This is a genomic window from Paenibacillus sp. 01T442 (assembly GCF_056398345.1).
This window is the reverse complement of sequence record NZ_JBFTPF010000060.1, coordinates 1-24,539: the sequence shown is the minus strand read 5'-3', so window position 1 is coordinate 24,539 and position 24,539 is coordinate 1. Positions and strand designations below refer to the sequence as shown.

Below are 24,539 nucleotides of genomic sequence, written 5' to 3'. Positions count from 1 at the left end.
AGTGTGAGTTCGAGCAGTTGGCCACACTGAAGCTGGATATTCCAGCGTCAGAGTGTGAGTTGGAGTAGTTGGCCACTCTGAAGCTGGATATTCCAGCGTCAGTGGTGTGAGTTGGAGTAGTTGGCCACTCTGAAGCTGGATATTCCAGCGTCAGTGGTGTGAGTTGGAGTAGTTGAGCCACTCTGAAGCTGGATATTCCAGCGTCAGAGTGTGAGTTGGAGTAGTTGAGCCACTCTGAAGCTGGATATTCCAGCTTCAGTGGTGTGAGTTCGAGTAGTTGGCCACTCTGAAGCTGGATATTCCAGCGTCAGGGTGTGAGTTCGAGTAGCTAAGCCACTCTGAAGCTGGATATTCCAGCGTCAGAGTGTGAGTTCGAGTAGTTGAGCCACTCTGAAGCTGGATATTCCAGCTTAAGCAGTGTAAGTTCAACTAGCGGCACCACGCGGAAGTGGATTTTATGAGGAGTCTAAATGTCCGCAAAGTGTAGCTGAAACGCGAACCATATATTTAAATAGTTTCATTAATTTCCTTTACTGGAACATGAATTACCACTTAGAACCAGCAGCAAGCCCAAATCTTGGGGTGGCACTGAAAGAGGTTAATACAGCACTATTAATTATATGGAGGTACATATGCATAATATAGAGGGTTGGATTGAAGCTTGCGAAGTCGATGATATTGAAGAAGAAGATGTTATTCGATTCGATTATCACGATCGTTCGTTTGCTATTTATCGGTCAGACAAAAGTGACTATTATGCGACTGATGGATTCTGCACCCATGAGAAGTTTCATTTAGCTGGTGGGCTTGTCATGGGAAGCACGATTGAATGTCCTAAGCATAATGGGCGGTTTGACTATACGACGGGTGAAGCGAAGCGTAAGCCGGTATGTGTTAGCCTAAAAACATATCCGGTAAAGATTGAAGATGACAAGGTCTTCATTCATGTAACGTAAGGTCTTATAAAATCTCCTTCTCACTACGTACCTTAACATTTTGTAATCTATATTCAGTAAGTGATACACCGAAGTACTTTTTAAAGCTGGTATAAAAGTAGTTTGATTTTTCTATGCCGCATTTTTCCAAAATTTCATTAATGGGCATTTGTGTTTGTCCCAGTAAATCCTTGATATTCTCCATGCGAACTGTAGTAATGAATTCAGCAACAGATTTACCGGTTGCATTCTTAAACAGCTTGCCAAGATATACGKAGGATATAGACAACGCTTCAGCGCAGCTTGTTAATGTAAGATTTTTATCAGGATAGTTAGCGTGGATCATATCGATTACAGTGTCAACGATCATATTCTTTTTCTTATCTTTGGTACCATCTTTTAAAAGAATAATATCATCAAATAAATTGAAAAATGTACGTTCAATTTCTTCTAAGGTTTCAAAGCCTGCTACCTTGTTGAAAAAATCGATCGAGATCGCATTAAATGTAGATTGTGAGCCTTCGACGATCCGATTGAGAGAATTGTAAATGGAGAAAAACAAATAGATAACAGATGTTAAGATCGTGTCGTAAGATGAATGTTCCATGGCTTTAATAATGTCATTATATGCTACTTTTGCAGCTTCACTGTTCCCTAGCTTCAGGGAATCAATGAGCTGTTTTTCTTTAGAGGCGGGAAACTGGAAAGAACTGTCATCCAAGTCATTTAATATCTCTGATGTAATAATACTATAATGGCCTAATATTATACGATACATGGACAAGTTAAGCGTTTTTTCATATGCATATTTGATTTGATCTGGTGAATCAATCACATAGCCAAGCGTTCCAGTTAATGAAATGTTCAAATATTTCTCGACACAGAATTGGATTCTAGTCACGATATCATGGAAGATGTCTATGTACGAATCCGATTCCTCCGTAAGTTCTCCAATGTCAGCCAAAATGGTGAAATGATCGAATCCAGTCTCGATAACTTCATTTCTGTAATACTCGTGGGTAATTTCCTTGGCAATATTTGAAATCCCAATTTTATATAAAGAACGATCTTTTTCATTATGCTGGTCGACGAAATCTTTATAAAAGTCAATTTTTAACATAAACAAGAACAGGTTGTTCTCAAGATTTAGATCGATTTGAAGTTCGCTTTCTTTGGTCAATATTTTTTCAAGAGGCAGATAGGTCTGGCCCATGACTAAATTTTTCAGAAAATCACTTTTAAGAAGGGGTGCTGAATTTCGTTTCATATTTTCCAACAGGATGGTTTTATTGAGCATGCCATTGAAAGCAGTTGAGAGAAAGCTAACCTCATCGATGTTTTTCTCAGGTTTGCCATCTTGGCCCAGCTTTTGTTTAATCCCTTTCGTCAGCGTTCCAATAGGATGGTAAAGCTTCTTAGATGCCAGAAAGGCGAATAATAGTCCCATTACAAGAACGATTAGACAAAAGGCAAGTGTAAGGAAACCATTCTTTTTGACACTCGAAAAATAGGTATCATAAGGCGTTAAGCTTATAAATTTCCATTTCAACTCATCCGAAGAAACATAGGAAATCACGTATTTTTTATGATGCAGCTGTTGAAAGAAGGTACCTGATGGTGCTGCTGTTTGAAGAACATCACGAATATAACTCTGATCTGAAATATTCTGTTTGAACATTTCTGGTGAGTAGTGGCTTACGATATCGCCCTTATCATCCAAGATGAAGATTTCATTTCCGTCTTTTCCCATTTTGTTATCTAAGGATGAAATAGTCAGTCTTAGCCAGTCCGCATCCACGTTYAATACGATTGCACTGTCGAAGTCACCTTTGTTATTATTTGTATCAAACAAAAGATAGGTGTATACATTCTTATCGCGTAGATTTGAATCATTTGTTACTGGGATTTTTCTTGGAATTGGATATAAACTTGGCGATTTGGCAACTTGAGGACTTTTTAACATCTCAACGATTTCTTTATCAAAAAATTCATGGCTATCATAGAAGGTGTTTGTAGTGAGGAAGGTATCAATTTGTTTATTGTATATATAGGCAGAGTAAATATAGCTGTTGGGGATCGTTAAATTATTCAATGTTTTCATAGCACCGCTGATAGTTAGAATATCCTGTTCCTTGCTGTATGCGAAAGACATAATGGAATTGTTAAGCATTAAGGATTGGCAAAACTTTTTTGAAATATTATCCATATAAACAGAACTGTAGCTGATATTAGATAAGATATTTCCTTTCATCTCTTTTACGGTCTCAATCGAAGAAGAAGTGTAGTTGTAGTACAACAGCGAGGAAAGAATTATAATCAAGGCAGTGATACTCGCAACAAAAGTAATTAACAATTTTTTGTACATGCTGCCACCTCTATCGAAGGAAGTACGATGCAAATCAATTTTATTATATCCCCTATAGAAACTCAAATTAAAAGTCTTATTTTCCCATATTCGTTCATTTTTTAGAGATTTGATCAGTTATCGAAGATCCATTCTTATCGAAATACCTACCCGTGGAGGTCAACAATGAACAAATCAAAGAAAATGGAGCGTTTGTTTGTTTTGCTGAGTATTGGTATTTTTGTTGCACTTACTGGATGCAGCACGCAAGAGTCTGAACTAACGAGTTCTCCCCCTGCGCCTAGTACGGCGGAAACTCAAACTGCTCAACTTACAACAAACCAATTAGCGCCAGTTGAACTTACGTATTATTTCCCAAATGGGCCTCAGAAGGATTTGCAGTCTGTAGAAGATGCCGTGAATAAGCTCATCAAGCCAAAAATTAACGCCACCGTTCGCTTGAAACTAATTGATTGGGGCGTTTACGAAGAAAAAATGAAAGTCACTATGGCCTCTGGCGAACCTTATGATCTCGTATGGACAGGGGCGGGCTTTAACAATTACTTTAAAAATGTGGCAAATGGCGCTTATGCACCGTTGGATGATATGATTGCCAACTATCCTGATATGAAGAAAGGTATTCCAGATATGTTCTGGAATGCAGTAAAAGTAAAAGGGCATATCTATGCAGTGCCTGTCTTCCAACAGGCAACTGCTGGGTACGGCTATGTCATACAGAAAGCTCTAGCGGATAAGTACAACCTGGATTGGAAGTCTGTCACCAAGTTATCAGACCTGACGCCTTTTCTTGAAACGGTCAAAAAGAACGAGCCCAATCTTATACCTTGGGAGTTTAGCGATGCTTTCACGGTTGCTCCTCCTATGTTTGGTCTAGAGAGTTTAGGCGATTCAAAGACGCCAGGTGATTTGTACATAAAAGATGGTAGCAAGGTAGTTAATCAGTATGAAACTCAAGAATTTAAAGACTATATTAGAATGATGAGAGACTGGTACACCAAAGGATATTTGCGGAAAGACGCAGCGATCTTAAAAGAAACCTCAGCAGATCGTAAGGCTGGAAAGAACGCCCTTCAATTGGGTCAGATCGATATTGACTCCGTGGCCTTAGCTTCAGCTGGCATGGATGCTACAGGTAGAATGTCTGTTTACAACACGGCTACACAGTCTTACGACTTTCAGTTTGTGAAGCCACTTCTTACAACCGATAAAGCTGCAGCAACAATGACGGCTATCTCTGCGAATTCACCAAACAAAGAAAGAGCGATGATGTTCCTCAATCTGTTAAATACGGACAAAGAAATTTACAATACACTGGTCTGGGGCGTTGAAGGTAAGCATTACAAGAAAGTTTCTGAAAACCGCATCGAAACAATCAAAGAAGGCGGCTACCAAATGTTTGCTCCTTATGAGTTCGGTAATATGTCGTTATCCTATTTGACAGAGGGTGATCCCAAAGGAAACGATCAGAAGTTTACGCAAATGTGGGTAGCTCTCAACAAAAACGCAACACCTTCAAATGTACTGGGATTCGTATTTGACTTTACACCGGTTAAAGCAGAGAAGGCTAATGTTGACGCTGTCATCGATGAACTTTATTTTGCGATCGCGAGCGGTTCCGTAGATCCTGAGAAGTACTTGCCACAATTCCTGGATAAGATGAAAAAGGCAGGTTCCGATAAAATTATTGCTGAGAAGCAAAATCAATTGGATGCTTGGAAAGCGATGATTAAATATGATGGATAAAATAAACTGGTTAAGTTTACTAAGAGCATTCACCATGTATTTCGGTGAATGCTCTTTTTTGCATAAACTTTTGCCATTTTGATTCATTTTTCAGAGATTTGACTTTTTTTGTAGTCCTAATTCATTTAAAAATCGGTGTTAAACTATTTTTTTCTCGTATTCAGGTCGTTTATTTTCGATTTATGATGGGGACATCAAATTCATAGCCGTCACGCAAAGGAGAATGCTTGTGGAATCGAAACCAACCATGAATAAGCGAGCGCCCGTCATACCCGTCATTAGCGAACTAATTAAAAACAAAATTTTTTATCTCATGATGCTACCCGGACTGATTTACATCATTGTCATGTTTTATCTACCGATGTTAGGGGTTGTCATTGCGTTTGAACAATATAACCCCATTAAAGGGATCTTTAAGAGTAACTGGGTAGGTTTTGAGAATTTTAAGTTTCTCTTTCAATCCGATGCAATTTTTCAAATCACCTTCAATACGATTGCCTACAACCTAATCTTCATTATACTCGGTATTGGTTTATCGCTTGTGATTGCGATTCTCATCAATGAAATAGGTAATCGTTATCTTGCAAGTGCTTACAAAAGCATTTTACTGCTTCCATTTCTCTTATCTTGGGTTGTAGCTGAATATTTGCTTTTCACTTTCCTAAGTATGGACAAAGGGATTATCAATACTGTACTGGCACAATTTAATGTCGAACCTATCCAGTGGTATTCCGAACCGTTCTACTGGTGGTTTATCTTACCAGCGAGCTATGTCTGGAAGAATGTTGGCTACTTCTCGGTTATTTTCGCAGCAGGAATTGCTGGGATATCTTCCGAGTACTATGAAGCTGCGAAAATGGATGGCGCCAACAAATTTCAGCAAGCCATTAAAATAACGATTCCGATGTTGGCCCCGATCACGATTACTTTACTGCTGCTGCAGGCGGGGAAAATTTTTTACGCCGCTTTTGGCGATTGGGGATTGTTTTATAACCTGCCGAAGGAGTCAGGGGTTTTGTTCAGTGCCACGAACGTCATCGATACTTACGTTTACAGATCTCTGAAAAGCATGAGCGATTTCGGAATGTCTTCCGCCGTTGGACTGTACCAAGCCTGTGTTGGGTTTGTCTTAGTCCTTGTGTCGAACTTTTTGATAAGACTTTATGATCGTGATAGTGCATTGTTCTAGGAGGATGACAAGATGATTAAACGACTTACGTTTCCAAACATTATGCTAAACGCTATTTTTATGGTGTATTGCGCGATATGCGTGATACCTTTGCTCATTGTACTTTCCGTGTCTCTGTCCGACGAGCAGTCCATATTTCAGTCTGGCTATCATGTGATTCCCTTGAAATTTAGTTTAAACGCATATGCCTACATTTTAAATGGGAATTCTCCTATTTTGAGAGCCTACCTCGTGACCATCATCGTAACTCTCGTCGGTACTCTGCTGCACCTAATCATTTCGTCCTTGTTTGCGTATAGTCTTTCAAGAAAAGAAGTGAAGTACAGAAGCATTGTATCCTTCATGGTCGTATTCTGCCTATTGTTCAGCGGAGGATTAGTACCTTGGTACATTCTACTCTCGAAATACCTTCATCTGAAGGACACGATATTTGTACTTTTCGTTCCCTATTTGGTTTCATCGGTCAATGTGCTGATCATGAGGAATTTTTTTACATACACCATTCCGGAATCCATTATAGAATCTGCAAGAATTGATGGATCAGGCGAGTTTCATACCTTTATGAAGCTAGTTATCCCCTTATCAACACCAGTTCTCGCAACGATTGGTTTATTCACAGCCGTCTTCTTTTGGAACGATTGGTTTACTGCAGCTTTATTCATTGAGAACGGCAAACTGTATACGCTGCAGTTTCTTCTACAGTCTATCATGAACAACATCGCATTTCTTCAAGGAAATGCTTTGACTCAGAAAGCCGCAGCTGTACAACCGGACGAGACGGCTAGGATGGCAACCTGCGTTTTATCCGTGGGGCCCATTATTCTCGCTTACCCTTATTTGCAGAAATATTTCGTCAAAGGCCTTACATTAGGCGCTGTGAAATCTTGATTCACCGGCTTCACTGGGCATCAGTCCGTTAAGCATATAAAAACAAAATATGGAGGTCAAACAATGAACAAATCAATGAAAATGAAACGTTCGCTTGTTATGCTGAGTATCGGTTTCTCTGTTGCACTAGCTGGGTGTAGTACGCCAAAGGCTGAGCCATCGCCTTCTGCGACTCCCGCCCCAAGTACGGCTGCGGCTCAAACAGCCCAACCAACAGCAACTCCATTAGCGCCAGTTGAACTTACGTATTATTTCCCGAATGGACCTCAGAAGGATTTACAGACTGTCGAAGATGCCGTGAATAAACTCATCAAGCCCAAAATCAATGCCACAGTTAAACTGAAACTTATTGATTGGGGAGCATATGAAGAAAAAATGAAAGTTACCATGGCTTCTGGTGAACCCTACGATCTCGTATGGACAGCGGCAGGCTTTAACAATTACTTTCAAAATGTAGCGAATGGGGCTTATGCACCGTTAGATGATTTGATTGCCAAATACCCTGACATGAAGAAAGGTATTCCAGATATGTTCTGGAATGCCGTTAAAGTGAAAGGGAAAATTTATGGTGTTCCTGTCTTCCAACAGTCAACCGCTGGGTACGGTTACACCATACAGAAAACAGTAGCGGATAAGTACAAACTGGATTGGAAGTCTGTAACCAAGTTATCTGACTTAACACCATTCCTGGAAACAGTTAAGAAGAGCGAGCCTAACCTTATTCCTTGGGAGTTTACCGATGCGTTCACGACTGCTCCTCCGATGTTTGGTCTTGAAAGTTTAGGAGATTCGAAAACTCCAGGTGATCTTTATTTAAAAGACGGCAGCAAGGTAGTCAATCAGTATGAAACGCCAGAATTCAAAGACTATCTCACGATGATGAGAGACTGGTACTCCAAAGGATATTTGCGAAAAGACGCAGCGACTCTCAAGGATACCACAGCAGACCGTAAAGCTGGAAAGAACGCCTTACAGTTGGGCCAGATCGATATTGACTCCGTAGCCTTTGCAGCAGCAGGCATGGAGGCAACAGGTAGAATGTCTGGCTTTAATCCGGATACACAATCTTACGACTTCCAGTTCGTGAAACCGCTGCTTACGACCGACAAAGCTGCAGCGACAATGACGGCTATATCCGCCAATTCACCTAACAAAGAAAGAGCGATGATGTTCCTCAATCTGTTAAACACGGACAAAGAAATTTACAACACTCTTGTCTGGGGCGTTGAGGGTAAGCATTACAAGAAAATTTCTGATACCCGCATAGAAACGATCAAAGAAGGCGGTTACCAAATGTTTGCTCCTTGGGAATTTGGCAACATGGCGCTCTCTTATTTATCGGAAGGCGACCCAAAAGGTAACGATCAGAAGTTTACACAAATGTGGGTAGATCTCAATAAGAACGCAACACCATCCAATGCACTGGGCTTCGTTTTTGACTTTACGCCAGTGAAGGCAGAGAAGGCCAACACCGATGCAGTCATCGCGGAGCTGTACAACGCGCTTGCTTCCGGCTCGGTAGATCCTAGCAAGTATTTGCCAACATTTCTTGAAAAACTCAAAAGTGCAGGCGGCGACAAAATTATTGCTGAGAAGCAAAAACAATTGGATGCTTGGAAAGCGACAAACAAGTAATTGAAGCAAGGTAGTTCGGAACGTTTGTATTTGGGGAACTTTTCATGAAATCCTACTTGTAGTGAATACATGAAAAGTTCCTCTTACATGCGATGTTTCATCGCTTTTTATATGGTTTATCAATCCATCACCATCACCCAAGAACTTCGGAAAAAGCAATAAAACTTCGAAAGTTAAAGGATAGGGAGTGTTTATGGACTATGCAAACCAAGTTAAAAMTTATATCAATGATTCTAACCTTATGTTATTTCATAACAGTTTCGCTTCCAACCTATGTTGCGGCAGCGTCGGCACCAAGTACCCCTCCGGGAAATCTTGCCTATCAGGCAACAGTAACAGGATCCACTCATGATTCAACTGGTCAAAGCGCCGGTGTTTGGTGGGGGGGCGCTCCATTTTCACTCCAAAACATAACAAGTGGCACCTTAAATACCAATTTATGGGTTGCGCCAGGCGCTAATAACTCTCTCGCTCCCGGCAATACTTCCGATGTATATCTTCGTATCGATTTAGGAACAGCCAAAACAATGAATGTCATTAAAATTTGGAATTATTACGCTAATCACCCGGCAGTAGGATTACGAACATATCATAACCAAATTGTTCAGCTTTCGGAAGACGGCATCAACTGGGTCAACGTATTCAATCAGGATGTCAACGATGTCGCTCATCAGGATCCAAGTGACTCAAACCAGACATTTGCAAACGGCACTCTTGTAAATGGTACCATCACAGGTGTTCCAGCAGGAAATGACGCAGAATATCAGGAGGATACGAATGCTGGCGGTCATCAGATTAACTTTGCGCCGACAACTGCACGTTACATCAGATGGTGGGCTGGCGGTGAAACCGGCACAATCTCCAACAATAATCTTCCGCAGATGGTTCAGCTGCAGGCTTACTATATGAATACTGTCACCTATGACTATAATGACGGTGTTAATCCTTCAACTACTGTAAAAGTAAGCAACGGCACCGTATTAACAAAGCCCAACGACCCTGTTTCCCCATTAGGGGGTCAGGTTTTTGATCGATGGACAGTGGATACTGCGGGTGGAACGGTGTGGGATTTTTCTCAGCCTGTAATAGGTGAAATGAAGCTTGTGGCGAATTGGAAAACCGTTCCGGTATACACCGTTACATTTTCTTACAGCGAGAGTGCGGGACCCATTACTGTAAATGTCACGAAAGGAAGTACGGTGACCCCTCCCGGAGGTCTGACAAAAGAGGGTATGATTTTGGCAGGATGGGAACTTAACGGCGTGCCCTATGATTTTGCTACTCCGATTACAAATAATGCAACGATGGAAGCGATATGGGTACCTGTGCCTACAGCGGATGCTTATGTAATTCCAGCAGGATTGTTGAATATCGTGCTTAACAGCGCAGGTCAGGTTACTAAACTAATCAACACGCTTGACGGTACCGACTATGTTACAACCGGTTCGGACAGCAAGGCGTCGTATCTTATGTCCCTGATTGTTAACTATGCTCCTCAATATCCAACAGCGGTACATTATGCTAAAGAAAACGGGATCTTAACCTTGGATTTTGCCTCTGTAAAGGGAAAGGCAACCGTATATATGGATACAAATGGCGGCTATACCAAATTTACGCTGACAGATTTAACATTACCGCTGGGATGGTCGGCTCAGGCCGTATTATGGGGTCCTATTAAGACCGGTATAACGTCAGGCGGTCAGGTTGCAGGTGTTGCATACAACAACAACTTCGGCATCGGTATTCATGACTTGAATAGCAAGACCATCGGTGGTTGGCCGGTTGAATATAACAATTTAAGCTACCCATCGAATCTTCCGAACGTTAACGGATTCGCACATCCCCTCAATACCAGAGGTTTCAACAATGTTTCGGCATCTTTCAGCACATGGGGCAGTGCTTTGCAGTCCTACACATGGGATTATACGAAGCCAACCGAGCGTAAGGTTCAGGCATGGAATGCTGATTCACCTTCACGCACTATTCCCGCACTGACGGGTGATTACGCAGGCGATGCGAGCATGATAGGCTCCTCTATTGCCTTGTTCGGAACAAGAACTCCTAATATTTTAAACGTTTTATCCAATATAGAGGTCAATGAAGGTTTGCCACACCCGACGATTAACGGTAAGTGGCAAAAGACATCTCTGGAAACAGCGCAGGATTTCCTAGTATTTACCGACAATATGTCTAATAACATTGTCAATGACTCCCAAATGGCCCTCGACGCAGGTATTAATTACATCTATGGGCAATACGGCGCTTCAGGTCCATGGGTTACAGACGGCGGGTTCCAGTTTAACGGCAACTTCGGCGGTTCCGATACAGCGGCAAAACAGATGGTAGACACCGCTGCAAGCTACGGCATTAAGGTGGGCGTTCATACTTTGTCGAACGAGATTTCCCCGAGTGACGCGACATATATCAGACCCCTTGCTAAGGCTGGTCTCGCAAGCGCGGGTATTGCACAACTGACAAGACCAATGTCGAGTACTGACACTATCGTATATATCAATAACGGCAAGGAATTCTCACCGGCTGCTGTCAGCGCAGCAGGTTCAAACAGCGTTCTTATCGACAATGAAATGATTGCGTTTGGCAGTTGCACACAAGTAAGCAACAACGAATGGCAATTAACAGGCGTTGTGCGCGGTTATCAAGCTACTACGGTAAGTAGCCATGATATTGGAGATGATGCTAAGCTGCTTTATTTCTATTACGACAGATATATTGCAGATATGGAATTGAATACGCAGATGACGAGTCGTATGGCAAACATATTTAATAATGTAGGTGTCCATGCCATGTCTTATGATGCCTTAGAGGCAACCAAAATGACAACTTACGGTCCACTTCAATTCGGCGAATTTCCTATCGCAGTTTATAATCGTATACATGCAGCCGGCAACAAAGACGGATTTATTACAGAGCATAGTGATATGGGCTCAAATTTATGGGATGTGGCGTCCAGAATCAGTTGGGGAGAATCCAATACAAATGTCAATCAAATTGCCAATTATTTGGAATTTTATGGTCAAAACTTTTTCCCAGAAATGCTTGGCTGGACATACACTAGCGGTGGTCATGGAGCTGGCAACGAGCCTAACCTACTGATGAACCTTGCTATGAAGGCCGGTTGGAATGCTGGAACTGGTTGGTATGTTAATGCAAACACATTTAAATCGTTGACTTACATGGCAAAAGAAATCAAGCTGTGGAACAATGCGATCAACCATGGTGCGTTTGTTGTTGGCGGCAATTTTACGTCTGCGGTGCAGGATAATATGAGGAAATCTTGGTCTAATGGCATGATTTGGAAACTGACTGAGGTTGTTCCGAATCAGCAATGGACTTTGCAACAGGTTTCCAAAAACACTAGCTTCACTCCTATTGGAAATCCTATAACACTGTATGCAACAAACAATATTAATGTTGTGCAATCTTCAAATGGTGATATCGCCACCAATACAAGTCTTAACTACTCAAGGGCGCACAGCAGCGATACTGTGACTATTTACACACAGGCATATTCAGGTTATCAGTTTGACGAAAACACTTTGAAAGTTACAGGCGCGGATAATGCCGTATATCCAGTGACGGCAAACGGTGACGGTACTTACACTTTCCAAATGCCGTCGCAGGACGTTACAATAACGGCACAATTTAACAGGGCTGATACCTCTCCACCCGTTACCGCTGCAACAGTAACAGGGATTGCAGGATCAGATGGTTGGTATACGTCGGATGTAGCCGTTTCACTTCAGGCATCGGATGAAAATTCTGGCGTTGCTTTAACTGAATATGCGCTGACTGTTGTGCAAAGTACTTACGGCACGCAATCGACAAACGGCTTCGTTCCATATGCTTCGCCGATTGTACTTGGTAATGGAATTTATGAAGTGCAATATCGCTCGATGGATAAAGCGGGGAATGTAGAAGGTGTCAAATCCATTAGCGTTAAGACTGATCGTACAACTCCAGTGATTAACGTCCACCTAGATAAAACGTCCATTTGGCCGGCAAATCATAAAATGGTTACGATCAATGCCACACTGAATGCTAGCGATGCTACCTCGGGTGTTGAATCCGTGGTGTTAACGTCCATCACGAGCAATCAACCGAATAGTGACTCTAGCGACATTCAGGCCAATTTCGGTACTGCCGCTACTTCCTTTAGTTTGCGGGCGGAGAAGTCGCGCATCTATACCATCACGTACACGGCAACTGACAAAGCGGGCAACAAAACGGTTACTTCCGTAACCGTCACAGTGCCGCATGATCAATCAGGCAAAAATTAAGAGGTAGTTAAAGCTTGGTCCAAATCATAAGTTAATGAGGTGAGCGGCCATGAAGAGCATACATGCTTTTTATGGCCGCTCTTTTAAACAAGAACTATGATCAGGACATTAAAGTCGACTTTTCATTCAAAGGAGAGAATATTAACATGGCAACGATGACAGCGGTATTAATTGGAGCGGGACAAAGAGGCGCCGATGCCTACGCTTCCTATGCTCTCGACTACCCAGAGGAAGTGAATTTTGTAGCAGTCGCAGAGAATGACCTCGTAAGAAGAACGCGGTTCCAGCAGGCTCACAATATTGATGATGCCTATGTATTCGAAAGCTGGGAGCTGCTGCTTGAAGCGCCGAAACTCGCTGATGCTTTATTAATTTGCACGCAAGACCAAATGCATTTTGAGCCGGCTATACGGGCATTGGAGAAAGGGTATCATGTTCTACTCGAAAAGCCGATGTCACCAAGCCCGACGGAATGTGTTCAAATGGGGGAATACGCCATAAAGTATAAACGAGTGTTCTCCATTTGCCATGTGCTTAGGTATACCGAGTTCTATAAAAAGCTTAAGCAATTGCTCGTAGAGGGAGCGATCGGCAGACTCATTTCTATCCAGCATACGGAAAATGTGGAGCACCGACATCAAGCACACAGTTTTGTAAGAGGAAACTGGCRAAACTCCGAAACTTCCAGTCCCATGATTTTAGCGAAGAGCTGTCATGACATGGATATTTTACTGTGGTTAGCGGATGCCGCGTGTACGAAGGTGTCGTCTTTTGGCGCGTTAACGCATTTTCGCTCAGAAAGTGCCCCGGAAGGAGCACCCTTGTACTGTTTGGATGGTTGCCCCGTTCAGAACGAATGTCCTTATTATGCGCCTAAAATGTACTTGGAAAGAGAGGACTGGGTTGGTTCTGTGCTGCGAAAAGTTGTCAGTAACGATGACAGTAAAGAAGGTGTCCTTCAAGCTTTGAAAAATGGGCCATATGGCAGATGCGTCTATCATTGTGATAACAATGTGGTCGATCATCAGGTCGTTAATTTGGAGTTCGCGAACGAGGTTACCGTCGCTTTTACGATGTGTGCCTTCACCAAAGAAGGAGGCAGATCGATGAAACTGATGGGAACACGAGGTCAGATCAGAGCCGATATGGAGAAAAACGTCATCGAAGTAAGCAATTTTATTACAGGTGTGACTGAAGCAATTGAGATAAACGCTCCGTTGGAAGGGCATGGTGGTGGCGATCACGGCATCATGCGAGATTTCATTCGACTCGTGAGCCGAGATGGAGAGGAAGCCGGACTTACTGGCGCACGGACCTCTGTTCAAAGTCATCTGATGGCGTTTGCCGCCGAGAAGTCGCGATTGGAAAGTCGGGTTATTGGGATGAACGATTATTTGGAAGAGTTGAGAGAAAGTATTCATAATTAAGGGGACAAAGATTCAGCGCTTTTTCCTATATTGCAGGGGTGTCGTGCCAATGAGTTTTTTGAAAGCTTGGCAGAAATAAGGGAAATTGTGCATGCCCACCTCTATGCTGATCTGCTCAATTCCTTTGTTACTACTATGCAACAACAAGCAGGCTTGTCTAATTCGTCTCGCGAGAACATAGTCCGATAAACTTGAAGCAGTTTCTTGTTTAAAGACGCGCGACACATAATATTTGGAGATATGCAAATGCTCAGCTAGCCTATCAAGTGAAATTTCTTCCGAATAATGCGACTCCAGCCAATTCATGATCTTTTCAGAATAGCGAAGCTGTCTTTGGGGAAGTAAGTCATTTTCCAAAGACTTGCCCAATCCTTTTGTATAGAGAAATTGAAAAGTCTGCAGGAAAAGTAAGGCGAAATTATGTTGATTTTGCTCCGGATCGTTGGTGAAAACGGTTTGATAATGCTGAAATAGTTGACTCAGAAAGCTTGACTGATCAAGATGCTGAAGCACCTGCTCCTGGATTTCATTTTTCCAGAGATGCTGAAAGTACATATGTAAGTGAGGAATAGCCGTAAAATAATATTCAAATATGGAGGGTTCTATTGTAACAATGGTACGTTCAAAAGGAGCATCGGGGAGTACGTCAACTTGAATGGTATGTAGCTGAAATGGCTGAAGATAGAGGAAGGTTCCTGAATTTAACGGGTGTACTTTGCGATTTACAACAATTTGGCCTCTGCCTTGATGTACATATAGTAATTCCATCCCCTGATGACAATGGTAGAAACCTTGATATACATCTGACGTCATTTTACGATAGCTGAAGCGATAGGGGATTTCTTGTAATGCCACATCTTCAAACAGGTTTAGCATGTTCTTGTCCTCCAGATGACGTGGTTGATCCGAATAAAACTAGTGTATCACACCGCTTTCAAATATGACAAGAAAACAACAATTTCAAGCAAGTAAGAACAACTTTGAACGAGTCGGATTTTATATAATGAGGTCATGCAACGTGTTGGTAAAGTTTAAATAAGTTACTTTAATTGTTTTTGGTGACCCAAAGTACCCGTGTACAACAATTTATCATACTAATCTTTAAATTGACTCCCTATGCATGCTTTACACAGTTCCGTAGTATTAAAATATCAGAAAATAAAGTAGAAAAATCTCTAACGCAATAAAAAAAAAGAGACAAAGGAAGTGAATCTATGGAGTATACAAATTTTGGAAAAACCGGAATTCGAGTTTCTAAGCTCGGGCTTGGAGGTGCTCCGCTTGGCGGGGATTACGGACCTGTTACTGACGAGCAAGTGACAGAGGTGATCGATCGAGCCTTGGAACTCGGGATCAACTTCATCGATACAGCACCGCTATATGGCAGAGGAGAAAGTGAACGACGCATTGGGTTGGCACTCAAAGGGAAAAGGGATCAAGTCGTCCTTGCTACCAAAGCTGTTATGCGCGGAGTGCCCTATACCTATGAGAATACGATTCTTTCCGTGGAAGAAAGTCTGAAACGTCTTGGCACGGATTATGTAGATCTCATTCAAATGCATGAGCTTTCGGAACTGAACTCAGAGATTGGAATGAATGAAACCGTTCCTGCTTTTCTCAAACTGAAAGAACAGGGGAAGGTGCGAGCGATTGGGGTTAATGCTTTCAATCCGTCGTTGTTACTTCCTTTTATTCGGTCTGGGCATATCGATTCGATTCAAACGTTCAGTCGCTATATGCTAATCGACTATACGGCTATGGATGAGCTTCTTCCGACAGCGAAGGAATATGGTGTATCCGTTATTAACGGAAGTGTTCTAGGAATGGGGCTTCTTGCTGAGTCGCCAGCGCCATTTATCAAGCAAGATGCACCGATGTTTTTAGAAGCGGAGCGCCGCATAAGACAGTTAGACTTCCTGAGGAAGTCGGAACCCAAAGGGCTTATTGAGCCTGCTATGCGATTCAGCCTTTCTAGTCCAGATATTACGGTTACCTTGACGGGAACGACTTCAATACGCTCGCTTGTACTCAATGCCAGCTATAGTGATGGGGTTGGTTTGCCGCAACATGAATTGGATCGGCTGCTCGCTTTATTTCCAGGTCAGCCATTATCTTGGTAAAAGGGGTTAATTTCAGATGACGAATGCACCATGGATAGACGAGTTATGGCATAGAATTATAGGTAAAGTAGAGCATATGAACGTTTCAATCGGCGCTGATTTCCCATATATATCCTACGATGGCAAGTATAACAGTGAAGATGCGGATTGGTGGACGAACGGGTTCTGGCCAGGTTTACTCTGGTTAGTTTATCGTGAGTCGAAGGAAGATCAACTCAAAGATACAGCAGACCAGATTGAAACCTTAATGGACCCTGTGCTTGCTGACTTTTATCCGCTGCACCATGATGTAGGATTTATGTGGAGCTTATCCTCCGTGGCAAAGTACAAGTTGCTTGGCAGTGAAACGTCGAAGCGACGCGCATTAACGGCAGCCAGTCATCTGGTCGGACGTTACAACGCGAAGGGACAGTTCATTCGCGCTTGGAATCAACCGGAGCGTACGGGTTGGGCGATAATTGACTGCATGATGAACCTGCCGCTGCTCTATTGGGCAAGTGAAGTGACGGGGGATCCGCGGTTTCGGCATGTCGCTGTTCTTCATGCGGACACGACTTTGCGTGAATTTCTTCGTCCAGACGGGTCTACTCACCATATTGTGTGTTTCGATCCCGAAACGGGGGAAAGACAAGAAGCGCTTGGTGGGCAGGGTTATTCACCGGATTCGGCATGGTCACGCGGCACCGCGTGGTCTCTATACGGCATGGCGCTGAGTGCTCGCTACACAGGGGATCAGCGATATATCGATGCAGCTAAACGTGCCGCACATTTCTTCCTGGCGAATGTACCCGAGGATGGGTTGCCGCCATGGGATTTCCGAGCGCCTTGGGAAGAAGATATGGCGATGGACTCTAGTGCCACAGCTTGTGCAGCCAGTGGGATGTTGGAGTTGAGTCTGTTGGTTCCTGAGCGTGAGTCGGAGTTCTATCGCTGCTCGGCTGAGAAATTGATTTTCAAATTAAACGAGAGATACACAACTTGGGATGACCCGAGCGAGGAAGCTATTCTTCGCATGGGCACAGCCAATCGCCCTAAGAAAACACACGTTAACGTTCCGATGATCTACGGCGATTACTTCTTTGCAGAAGCGGTCTGCAAGCTGCGCGGCGTACACGATACATTTTGGTAGGAGGAAAGATCCATGTCACAGAAGAATAGCTCCAATGCCACGACGAGTACAATCCATGCAGCCGATGCGTGGAGTCCGCCAACTTGGGCACTAATGGAACGGAAATTAATCGATACCTTAAATGAGGCAGCAGTTGAATATGTCCGACGCTATACGCGGGAGGATGGCACCATTGTTTGGCGAGAAGACTGGCCAGGGATGGATGGATCCGATGACCCCTATGAAGCGTTTATGAATTTATCTTTGTTGTACACGCTCGGCGGCAATGAAGAAATTCTGCGATTATCCCGTCTTATGTGGGATGCCATTACGTGGCAATGGACGGAATATGGTCAAATTCATAATGAATTCGACGCTTATTATGATTGGATGCATCATGGCGAAGGCTATTTATATTTTTATTTCCTTGGGTTATCCGATCCACTTCTACTGAAGAATCGTCAGAGAGCGGTGAAGTTTGCTGAGCTCTATATGGGTAGAGACCCTGAAGTCCCTAACTTTGATGCGGAGCGGAAGCTGATGCGTTCGCCAATTACAGGTAGCAAGGGACCACGGTTTGAAATGACGGAAGAAGACTGGGTCACGCACCGCGGTGTACTCGACGATTACTTAGCTCCATTCGAGGATATTCCCGGAGTGGACTTCGCAAGCGGAAAGTGCAAGTGGTCCGACGATGACATCTATCGCGAGATTATAAGCCGAATGAATGAGCGTAAAGCGAAAGGCGATGTCCCGCTTAATTTGAACTCGACTGGACTCATGACCAATGCCTTTATGTATACAGGTGATGAATCTTATCGCCAGTGGGTGTTGGATTATTTGGCAGCTTGGGAAGAACGCACGAAGCGTAACGGTGGGCTGATTCCGGATAACGTTGGATTAAGCGATACGATCGGTGAGTACAATGATGGCAAATGGTGGGGCGGATACTATGGATACCGCTGGCCGCACGGATTTATGTCTATTATCGAGCCACTGACAAATGCGGGCATGAATGCCGTACTTCTTTCAGGTGATCGTAGTAAGTTAGATTTGGCACGTTCGCAATTGGATCTAAATTGGGAATTAGGGAAAGAAATCAATGGGAAATGGCATGTGCCGAATAAACATTTTGATGCTGGTTGGACGGACTATCGAATTCAAGTTCCGACGTATCCTATTTACTTATGGACGATTTCGATGGCGGAGGAAGATGCAGCACGTGTAGACCGAATTCCATACGAGGATCATTTCCGCAACATTGACATGCCTACCATCTCGGGAAGAAATCCAGTAACGCGTAAGGAAACGAAACATTATATTGCGAACACAGTGCCTTGGTATTTATATATGAGAGGGCAATTCMCAGATTATCCTGAGCAAATATTGAAGCAAAATCTAGAGTTGATCACCATACAGTTAGAAAAGCTGCGCTCACCCGAGGGCGATCCAACTAGCTGGGACTGGGATCATCCGTACAGCATTCATCAATGGCAGGAATATTCGCCGGTTTACTTTGAAGGGTTGCTTCAAATGATGCTTGGCGCTCCCATGCACATCTCCCACGGTGGTTTGCAGCATGCTCGTGTACGTTACTTCGATGCCAAACGTAAGCGTTGCGGTCTTCCAGAGGATATCGGTGCATTGGTTGAAGCGTTAGGCGACGAGTTTGTCACACTCACACTCGTGAACTTATCTTCATTTAAGGAACATGAAGTAGTTGTACAAGCGGGCAGCTTTGGTGAACATCAATTTACGTACATGGAAAGCTATAATCAGAGCGGCGATAAAGTTGGCGAAGGTGCCGTAGATGGCAAGTGGTTGCCTGTAAGCTTGGCTCCAGGTGCGGGCATTCAACTCAAGCTGCACATGAAACGATACGTGAATCAGCCTACCTATGAGACGCCATGGAGTTCAGAATTGGACGATATGACAGGGAAGATGATCAGAGGTCGAATTGTATGATAATTTACCTCGATACGCATGTCCATTTCTGGCAGTTGGAGCGTGGCGATTATCACTGGCTGAAGCCTAGTAATCCAATTCTGTACCAGAATTACATGCCATCCGATCTAGCTGACGCTGTTGGGGCTAAGCATGCGGACGAATTACATGGATTCATAGCGGTTCAGGCAGCGCCGACAGTTGCAGAGACGGAATTTCTGCTTGAACTGGCAAGCCAAGATGAGCGGATCCTCGGTGTAGTGGGCTATCTTGATCCGTGTGCGGATTCTTTTGCTGACGATTATAAACGCTTACGTAACAATCCGCTATTTGTTGGGATCAGGTTGGACCGAGCTATCTTCGAGACATACAAAGATCAAGTGTCAGATCAAATGATAGTGAATCTCCAGTTGTTGGAGGTAGATGACTTTAAAGTCGACCTGCTTATTAGTACTGAACAATGCCCAGCAGTATTAAAAATTCTTAATCAAGTACCAAACTTAAAAGCCGTTATTAATCATTTAGGTGGTCCCCCTATTCGTACTGGTGAAATAAAGATCTGGTCAGACTATATCAATAAGTTATCCGAGTTCCCTCATGTATATTGTAAATGGTCCGGCATGATCACTCCCGCAGAGGGCATGAATCCAGAGCGCTTAGCGCCGTATATACGTCACACAGCAGAGCAATTCGGTCCAAATCGTATCCTGTTTGGCAGCGACTGGCCGGTTGCTTTAATGGCAGGTACGTATGTAGAGGTTGTTCAATTATTCGAACAGCTGCTGCCGGATCATTGGAGCGACCAAGAGCGTGCGAATGTGCGAATGCACAATGCGAAGGCTTTCTATTTGGGGCATGTAGGGGAGTGAAGCGGCATGCAACGAGTATTGTTCTATTCACAAACGCGTAGAGGAACGGCTAACCAATTCAAGCAAATCGTTAAGGAAAGCGCAGCTGTACTTCGTGATAAATGGGATGAAGCAGGTCTAGAGCAAGTAGCTGTGTTCGCTTGCGATTTATATGTTTGCGTCTACGCCGAGGCAGTAGATAGTCACAGCGTTTCACTGTGGGATTGGCCCGTTTCTTTCGAACGCTATCTGGAGAAGTGGCCCAAAGAGCCCGACACAAGTGTCAGCACCAATGAGACATTGCATCGATTGACAATTCCCATGATCGACGTGTTTCATGATGGCATACCGGACGAAGATTGGCGCGGCAATCATTCGATGGATGAGCGTGTAGGTTCGATAGCGAGATTAAAGCCAGAGATGGTGCCAAGCTATATCTATTATCATTACCAGAAGCAGGAAGAGTCACCCAACAGCTTTAATCAGACGTACATGATTGGTATGCATAACCGGCTGATATTCTCCTATCATGAGTTACCAAGCAGGATTAGCTCGATCACTCGTCAAGGCTTGCTGACCACGAAGCAATCACCGACGAATTGGCACGAGGTGATGTACCCTCATTTTGACCTATGGGAAGAAGCGATAGAGGGCCAGCAGATTTGGCGTAAAATGGAGCGATTGCAATAAAAACAGCCGGTTAGGAGTCAAGCGACTCTTAAACCGGCTGTTTCCATTGATTTACACGATGTCTTGGCTGTCATTTTTTTCAGGAATCACGATAAACACGGCTAAACCTCTGTGCAGATTTGGCGTAATGAACACCCCGTAAGCGTCACCGAACAGTAATTTAATACGCTGATTTAAGTTTTTTAAACCAATATGCTTTTCCTCCAAATTAACCCCGCTGGCTAGCTTTTGTTGAAGACTAACGAGTTGATCTTCTGGCATTCCTTTCCCATTATCAGAAACGGTAATGACAATCCCGTCCGATGTACGCAGTCCTGTAATGATAATCTGTCCTGGATTCCGAGTAGGAATAATCCCGTGCTGAAACGCATTTTCCAATAGCGGTTGAATGGAAATCTTTAAGATTTGGCAAGAAAGTAGACTTTCCTGGACTTGCCAGACGACATCGAATTTATTCGGATATCGGGCTTGCATAATGTCCACATATTGCTTTGCATGCTGGATTTCATCACCAATATCAGTCAATGGCTGATCGGTATCCAGACTACGTCGCAGCAGATCTGAAAGGGCTGTAACCATTTTGGATACTTGATTGTGACCTTTGGTTAATTCGATGGCTAGGTATTTAATCGTTTCCAAGGTGTTATATAAGAAATGCGGCGTCGTCTGATTTTGCAGAGCGATCGTTTGGGCTTTTCGTAACGAATGCATACGGAGCTGAAGCTCCTGTTCGAGCCCTTTCTTGGCGTCGAGTGTTCGAAAGATCGAACTGGTGATGGTTCGTACTTCGTTCCATTTACTTTTCTCATTGGAGTCCATGAGAGGCTCTAACTTCTCCTGGTCTTCAATCATCGACATGATCTGGTTAACAGGAGAAAACGTTTTAATGGAGATCAAAATAGAAACGACCAAGACGATGATAACGCCGATGGCAGAAAACACATATAAAAAAGTACGGAGATCCTTCATCTTTTGCTCATAATTATTGAGCGGCAGCAATGAAATATAAGTTAAATTTTTATCCTCAGAAGGAAGGACAGAAACAATATATTTCTGTTTATGAATCGTTTTAATCGATGATGTAGGAGATGTAATTTCAGTAAGGATTTCCGCACGATTCAGAAGATCAATGTCACTGATTTTGGACATGAATTCATTCCGATTATGACTGTAAACGACGACATCTCCACCAACGATGTACGTATTTTCTAACTGCTTATCGGCTTGATTTAGAAATTTACGAAGTTCTTCAATGTCAATATTCGCAGTAACAGCGCCAATTTTATTCTCATAGAGATAAGCAGGTCGCGTAAAGGAAATGTAGAATGGATACGTATCATTTCGTTTACGCAGATCCATAAATGTGCGATTGCTGTCCATTTTCTGATAGACGTTTTTATACCAAGTTTTGTCATCAAATTCAGTTAAGGGAGAGTCAAAACGATTGGAGAGCATATAGGTATTTTTTTCCGAAAACACGTATATGGAATCCATATATTTAAAGGATCGCGTGTACATCGAAATCTTGTCATGAATGGATTGCATTTTGGCAGAAAGATCGTTGGTGTCAGAAGGAGATAACATAAAGGACCCAACGTCATCTTGATAAATCATTTCTAGAGAAACATGGTCCATCTGTTTGAAAATCGTGTCAATGCTGTCCTTTACACGGTAAAKGGCATTCATATTAACGCCGCTTATTTCTGTCTCGATGGCTTTATTCATTTGCACATACATCACGACGCTTAATCCTGTGAAAGGAACGATCACTAGCAGAAATATCAAGATTAAACTCTTGATAAATAGGCTTTGAAACTTATACATTCGGACAGCTTGAAGTAGATTACGGTTTGTTTTCATGTGCAGCACMTTCTGAACGCAAGCTTTGTTGTCGAATGTAATCCTTAGGACTGACGCCMGTTGTTTGTTTGAACAGGCGAGCAAAGTATTTGCTGTTAAGATACCCAACTTTCTCGGTAATTTCATGAATCTTATATTGGCGAGTTYCCAACAATTCAATCGCTTTTTGAATACGTAATTGCGTTAAATAGTCGATATAATTGATGCCCACGGCTAGCTTGAAAATCCGACTAAAGTAGATATGATTCAAGAAAACATGATTAGCCACTTCCTCAAGCGATAAATCCCGATGAAAGTTCTGCAGGATATACTTCTGCGCTGCATCGACGATTAACTTGGCATTCGTTTCTTTGGAATTCATATTAAGTACCATGAGATCACGGATGAACTGCTTGGCCCATTTACGTACATTTTCCAGATCACCTATTTCAATGACTGCATGGTAATTGTGAGCGGTCTCATGAGGTATTTTGCCAACCAAGCCCCGATCTGCGTAATAGCGAAAAACCATAGCGAACAGGTCCATGATCAAACGATGAACAAAGGAGATTGGCAAATCTCGAAATTCGTCCATGAATCGATCAAGCAAGCTCATGGTATTTTCTATTTGACCGTCCGTAATATGGGCCATGAACAGCTTGTACTTCTCCAACAGATTGTCATATTCGATTGGCTCTAACCGATCTTTTCCCYGTGTCTCTTCATAGACCAGCTTTAAGGGTACACTAAATTGCGCTAGTTCAACCATGTTATGAAATGTAGCTGTTACGTCATAACGAATCTCAATATCAAAATTGTTTCGGATTCGAGAAATAATTTCATTCATCTCTAGAACAAGTTGATTTTCTAGGTCCTCTTGCCGAATTGCCTGATTCGGAAAAGCGAGTAACTTCATTCCTTGATATTCATTGRATACGGCTTTATATAAGAAATTATCATTCTCAGCTAGGAAAATACTTTTTAATGAATAAGTGAGCTTTTCTGGCTTTATGGTCAGCTTCTCAGGCTCACATAGCTCTAAGTCAACCAAAGCACATGGACAATGGGTTGGGTCTAAGGAAAGAGATAATAATTGTACGCGTTTATGAAGCTCATTCGTATTCCGTAAGGCTCCCATGACTAAATCTGTATAAAATTGCTCTTTCAATAGAGGAAGAAGCTCATCAAAGCGAACAGATTGCTGTTGCTGGTGAATGGTAGCACTTTTCTGTTGATCCAACTTTAATTTCAAACTTTCGAATACATGTGTAATTTCATCGTATTTCGTCGGCTTTAGCAAATAATTCTCTACATTATAAGCAATGGCTTGTTGAGCATATTCGAAATCCTTGTAACCGCTAATGATAATGACACGAATCTGCGGGTAGTTCTCATAGATATGTTTGGCTAATTGGATGCCATTAATCTCTGCCATTCGAATATCCGATAACACAATGTCAACTTCATTGTTTTTTAAATAGTCAATTGTTTCTTTACCGTCCTCGAAATC

The 24,539-nt window shown here is 42.8% G+C and carries 16 protein-coding genes; 12 read left to right on the top strand and 4 right to left on the bottom strand.

Annotation, left to right across the window (positions count from 1 at the left end; all coding sequences use genetic code 11):
* The first annotated feature begins 632 nt into the window (after positions 1-632).
* Complete coding sequence (locus tag AC1DLM_RS27870) at positions 633-956, top strand: MocE family 2Fe-2S type ferredoxin (RefSeq protein ID WP_441989586.1); 324 nt, start codon at positions 633-635, stop codon at positions 954-956.
* Between the two features lie 4 nt (positions 957-960).
* Here AC1DLM_RS27870 and AC1DLM_RS27865 read toward each other — a convergent pair whose 3' ends face one another.
* Positions 961-3,300 carry a helix-turn-helix domain-containing protein gene (locus tag AC1DLM_RS27865; protein WP_477571774.1) on the bottom strand — a complete coding sequence of 780 codons (2,340 nt, stop codon included), beginning with the start codon at positions 3,298-3,300 and terminating at the stop codon, positions 961-963.
* A 165-nt stretch (positions 3,301-3,465) separates the two neighbouring features.
* Between AC1DLM_RS27865 and AC1DLM_RS27860 the strand changes: the two genes are divergently transcribed.
* From AC1DLM_RS27860 to AC1DLM_RS27835, 6 genes are all read left to right on the top strand, one after another.
* Complete coding sequence (locus AC1DLM_RS27860) at positions 3,466-5,043, top strand: ABC transporter substrate-binding protein (protein WP_441989588.1); 1,578 nt, start codon at positions 3,466-3,468, stop codon at positions 5,041-5,043.
* Positions 5,044-5,290: 247 nt separating this feature from the next.
* On the top strand, positions 5,291-6,232 hold the full coding sequence (locus AC1DLM_RS27855) for an ABC transporter permease (RefSeq protein WP_477571781.1): 942 nt from the start codon (positions 5,291-5,293) through the stop codon (positions 6,230-6,232).
* Between the two features lie 12 nt (positions 6,233-6,244).
* Positions 6,245-7,120, top strand: coding sequence for a carbohydrate ABC transporter permease (locus tag AC1DLM_RS27850; RefSeq protein ID WP_441989589.1), 876 nt, complete (start codon positions 6,245-6,247; stop codon positions 7,118-7,120).
* A gap of 63 nt (positions 7,121-7,183) precedes the next feature.
* Entirely contained in the window at positions 7,184-8,755 is a 1,572-nt protein-coding gene (locus tag AC1DLM_RS27845; RefSeq protein ID WP_441989590.1) for an ABC transporter substrate-binding protein, read from the top strand.
* A gap of 200 nt (positions 8,756-8,955) precedes the next feature.
* Positions 8,956-13,053, top strand: coding sequence for an OmpL47-type beta-barrel domain-containing protein (locus AC1DLM_RS27840; RefSeq protein WP_477571773.1), 4,098 nt, complete (start codon positions 8,956-8,958; stop codon positions 13,051-13,053).
* Between the two features lie 146 nt (positions 13,054-13,199).
* The gene (locus tag AC1DLM_RS27835; RefSeq protein WP_477571772.1) at positions 13,200-14,480 is read left to right on the top strand and encodes a Gfo/Idh/MocA family protein; all 1,281 of its coding nucleotides are present in this window, start codon (positions 13,200-13,202) and stop codon (positions 14,478-14,480) included.
* A 12-nt stretch (positions 14,481-14,492) separates the two neighbouring features.
* On the opposite strand, the gene AC1DLM_RS27830 is transcribed toward AC1DLM_RS27835, so the two are convergent.
* Positions 14,493-15,356, bottom strand: a complete 864-nt coding sequence (locus AC1DLM_RS27830) for an AraC family transcriptional regulator (RefSeq protein WP_441989593.1) — start codon at positions 15,354-15,356, stop codon at positions 14,493-14,495.
* Positions 15,357-15,694: 338 nt separating this feature from the next.
* Between AC1DLM_RS27830 and AC1DLM_RS27825 the strand changes: the two genes are divergently transcribed.
* The 5 genes from AC1DLM_RS27825 to AC1DLM_RS27805 are packed head-to-tail and all read left to right on the top strand — an operon-like array spanning position 15,695 to position 21,190.
* Positions 15,695-16,600: an aldo/keto reductase gene (locus tag AC1DLM_RS27825; RefSeq protein ID WP_477571771.1), complete on the top strand. Its 906-nt coding sequence runs from the start codon at positions 15,695-15,697 to the stop codon at positions 16,598-16,600.
* 16 nt (positions 16,601-16,616) lie between these two features.
* A complete protein-coding gene (locus AC1DLM_RS27820) occupies positions 16,617-17,729 on the top strand; it encodes a glycoside hydrolase family 88 protein (protein ID WP_477571770.1) in 1,113 nt (370 codons plus the stop codon).
* A 12-nt stretch (positions 17,730-17,741) separates the two neighbouring features.
* Positions 17,742-19,673, top strand: coding sequence for a DUF8034 domain-containing protein (locus tag AC1DLM_RS27815; RefSeq protein WP_477571769.1), 1,932 nt, complete (start codon positions 17,742-17,744; stop codon positions 19,671-19,673).
* Positions 19,670-20,521, top strand: coding sequence for an amidohydrolase family protein (locus AC1DLM_RS27810; RefSeq protein WP_477571768.1), 852 nt, complete (start codon positions 19,670-19,672; stop codon positions 20,519-20,521). Before AC1DLM_RS27815 ends, AC1DLM_RS27810 begins: the two co-directional genes overlap by 4 nt.
* A gap of 6 nt (positions 20,522-20,527) precedes the next feature.
* Positions 20,528-21,190, top strand: coding sequence for a hypothetical protein (locus AC1DLM_RS27805; RefSeq protein WP_477571767.1), 663 nt, complete (start codon positions 20,528-20,530; stop codon positions 21,188-21,190).
* Between the two features lie 51 nt (positions 21,191-21,241).
* On the opposite strand, the gene AC1DLM_RS27800 is transcribed toward AC1DLM_RS27805, so the two are convergent.
* Entirely contained in the window at positions 21,242-23,050 is a 1,809-nt protein-coding gene (locus AC1DLM_RS27800; protein WP_477571766.1) for a sensor histidine kinase, read from the bottom strand.
* The coding region (locus AC1DLM_RS27795; protein WP_477571765.1) for a response regulator at positions 23,034-24,539 on the bottom strand (1,506 nt) is incomplete at its 5' end. The genes AC1DLM_RS27800 and AC1DLM_RS27795, both read right to left, overlap by 17 nt.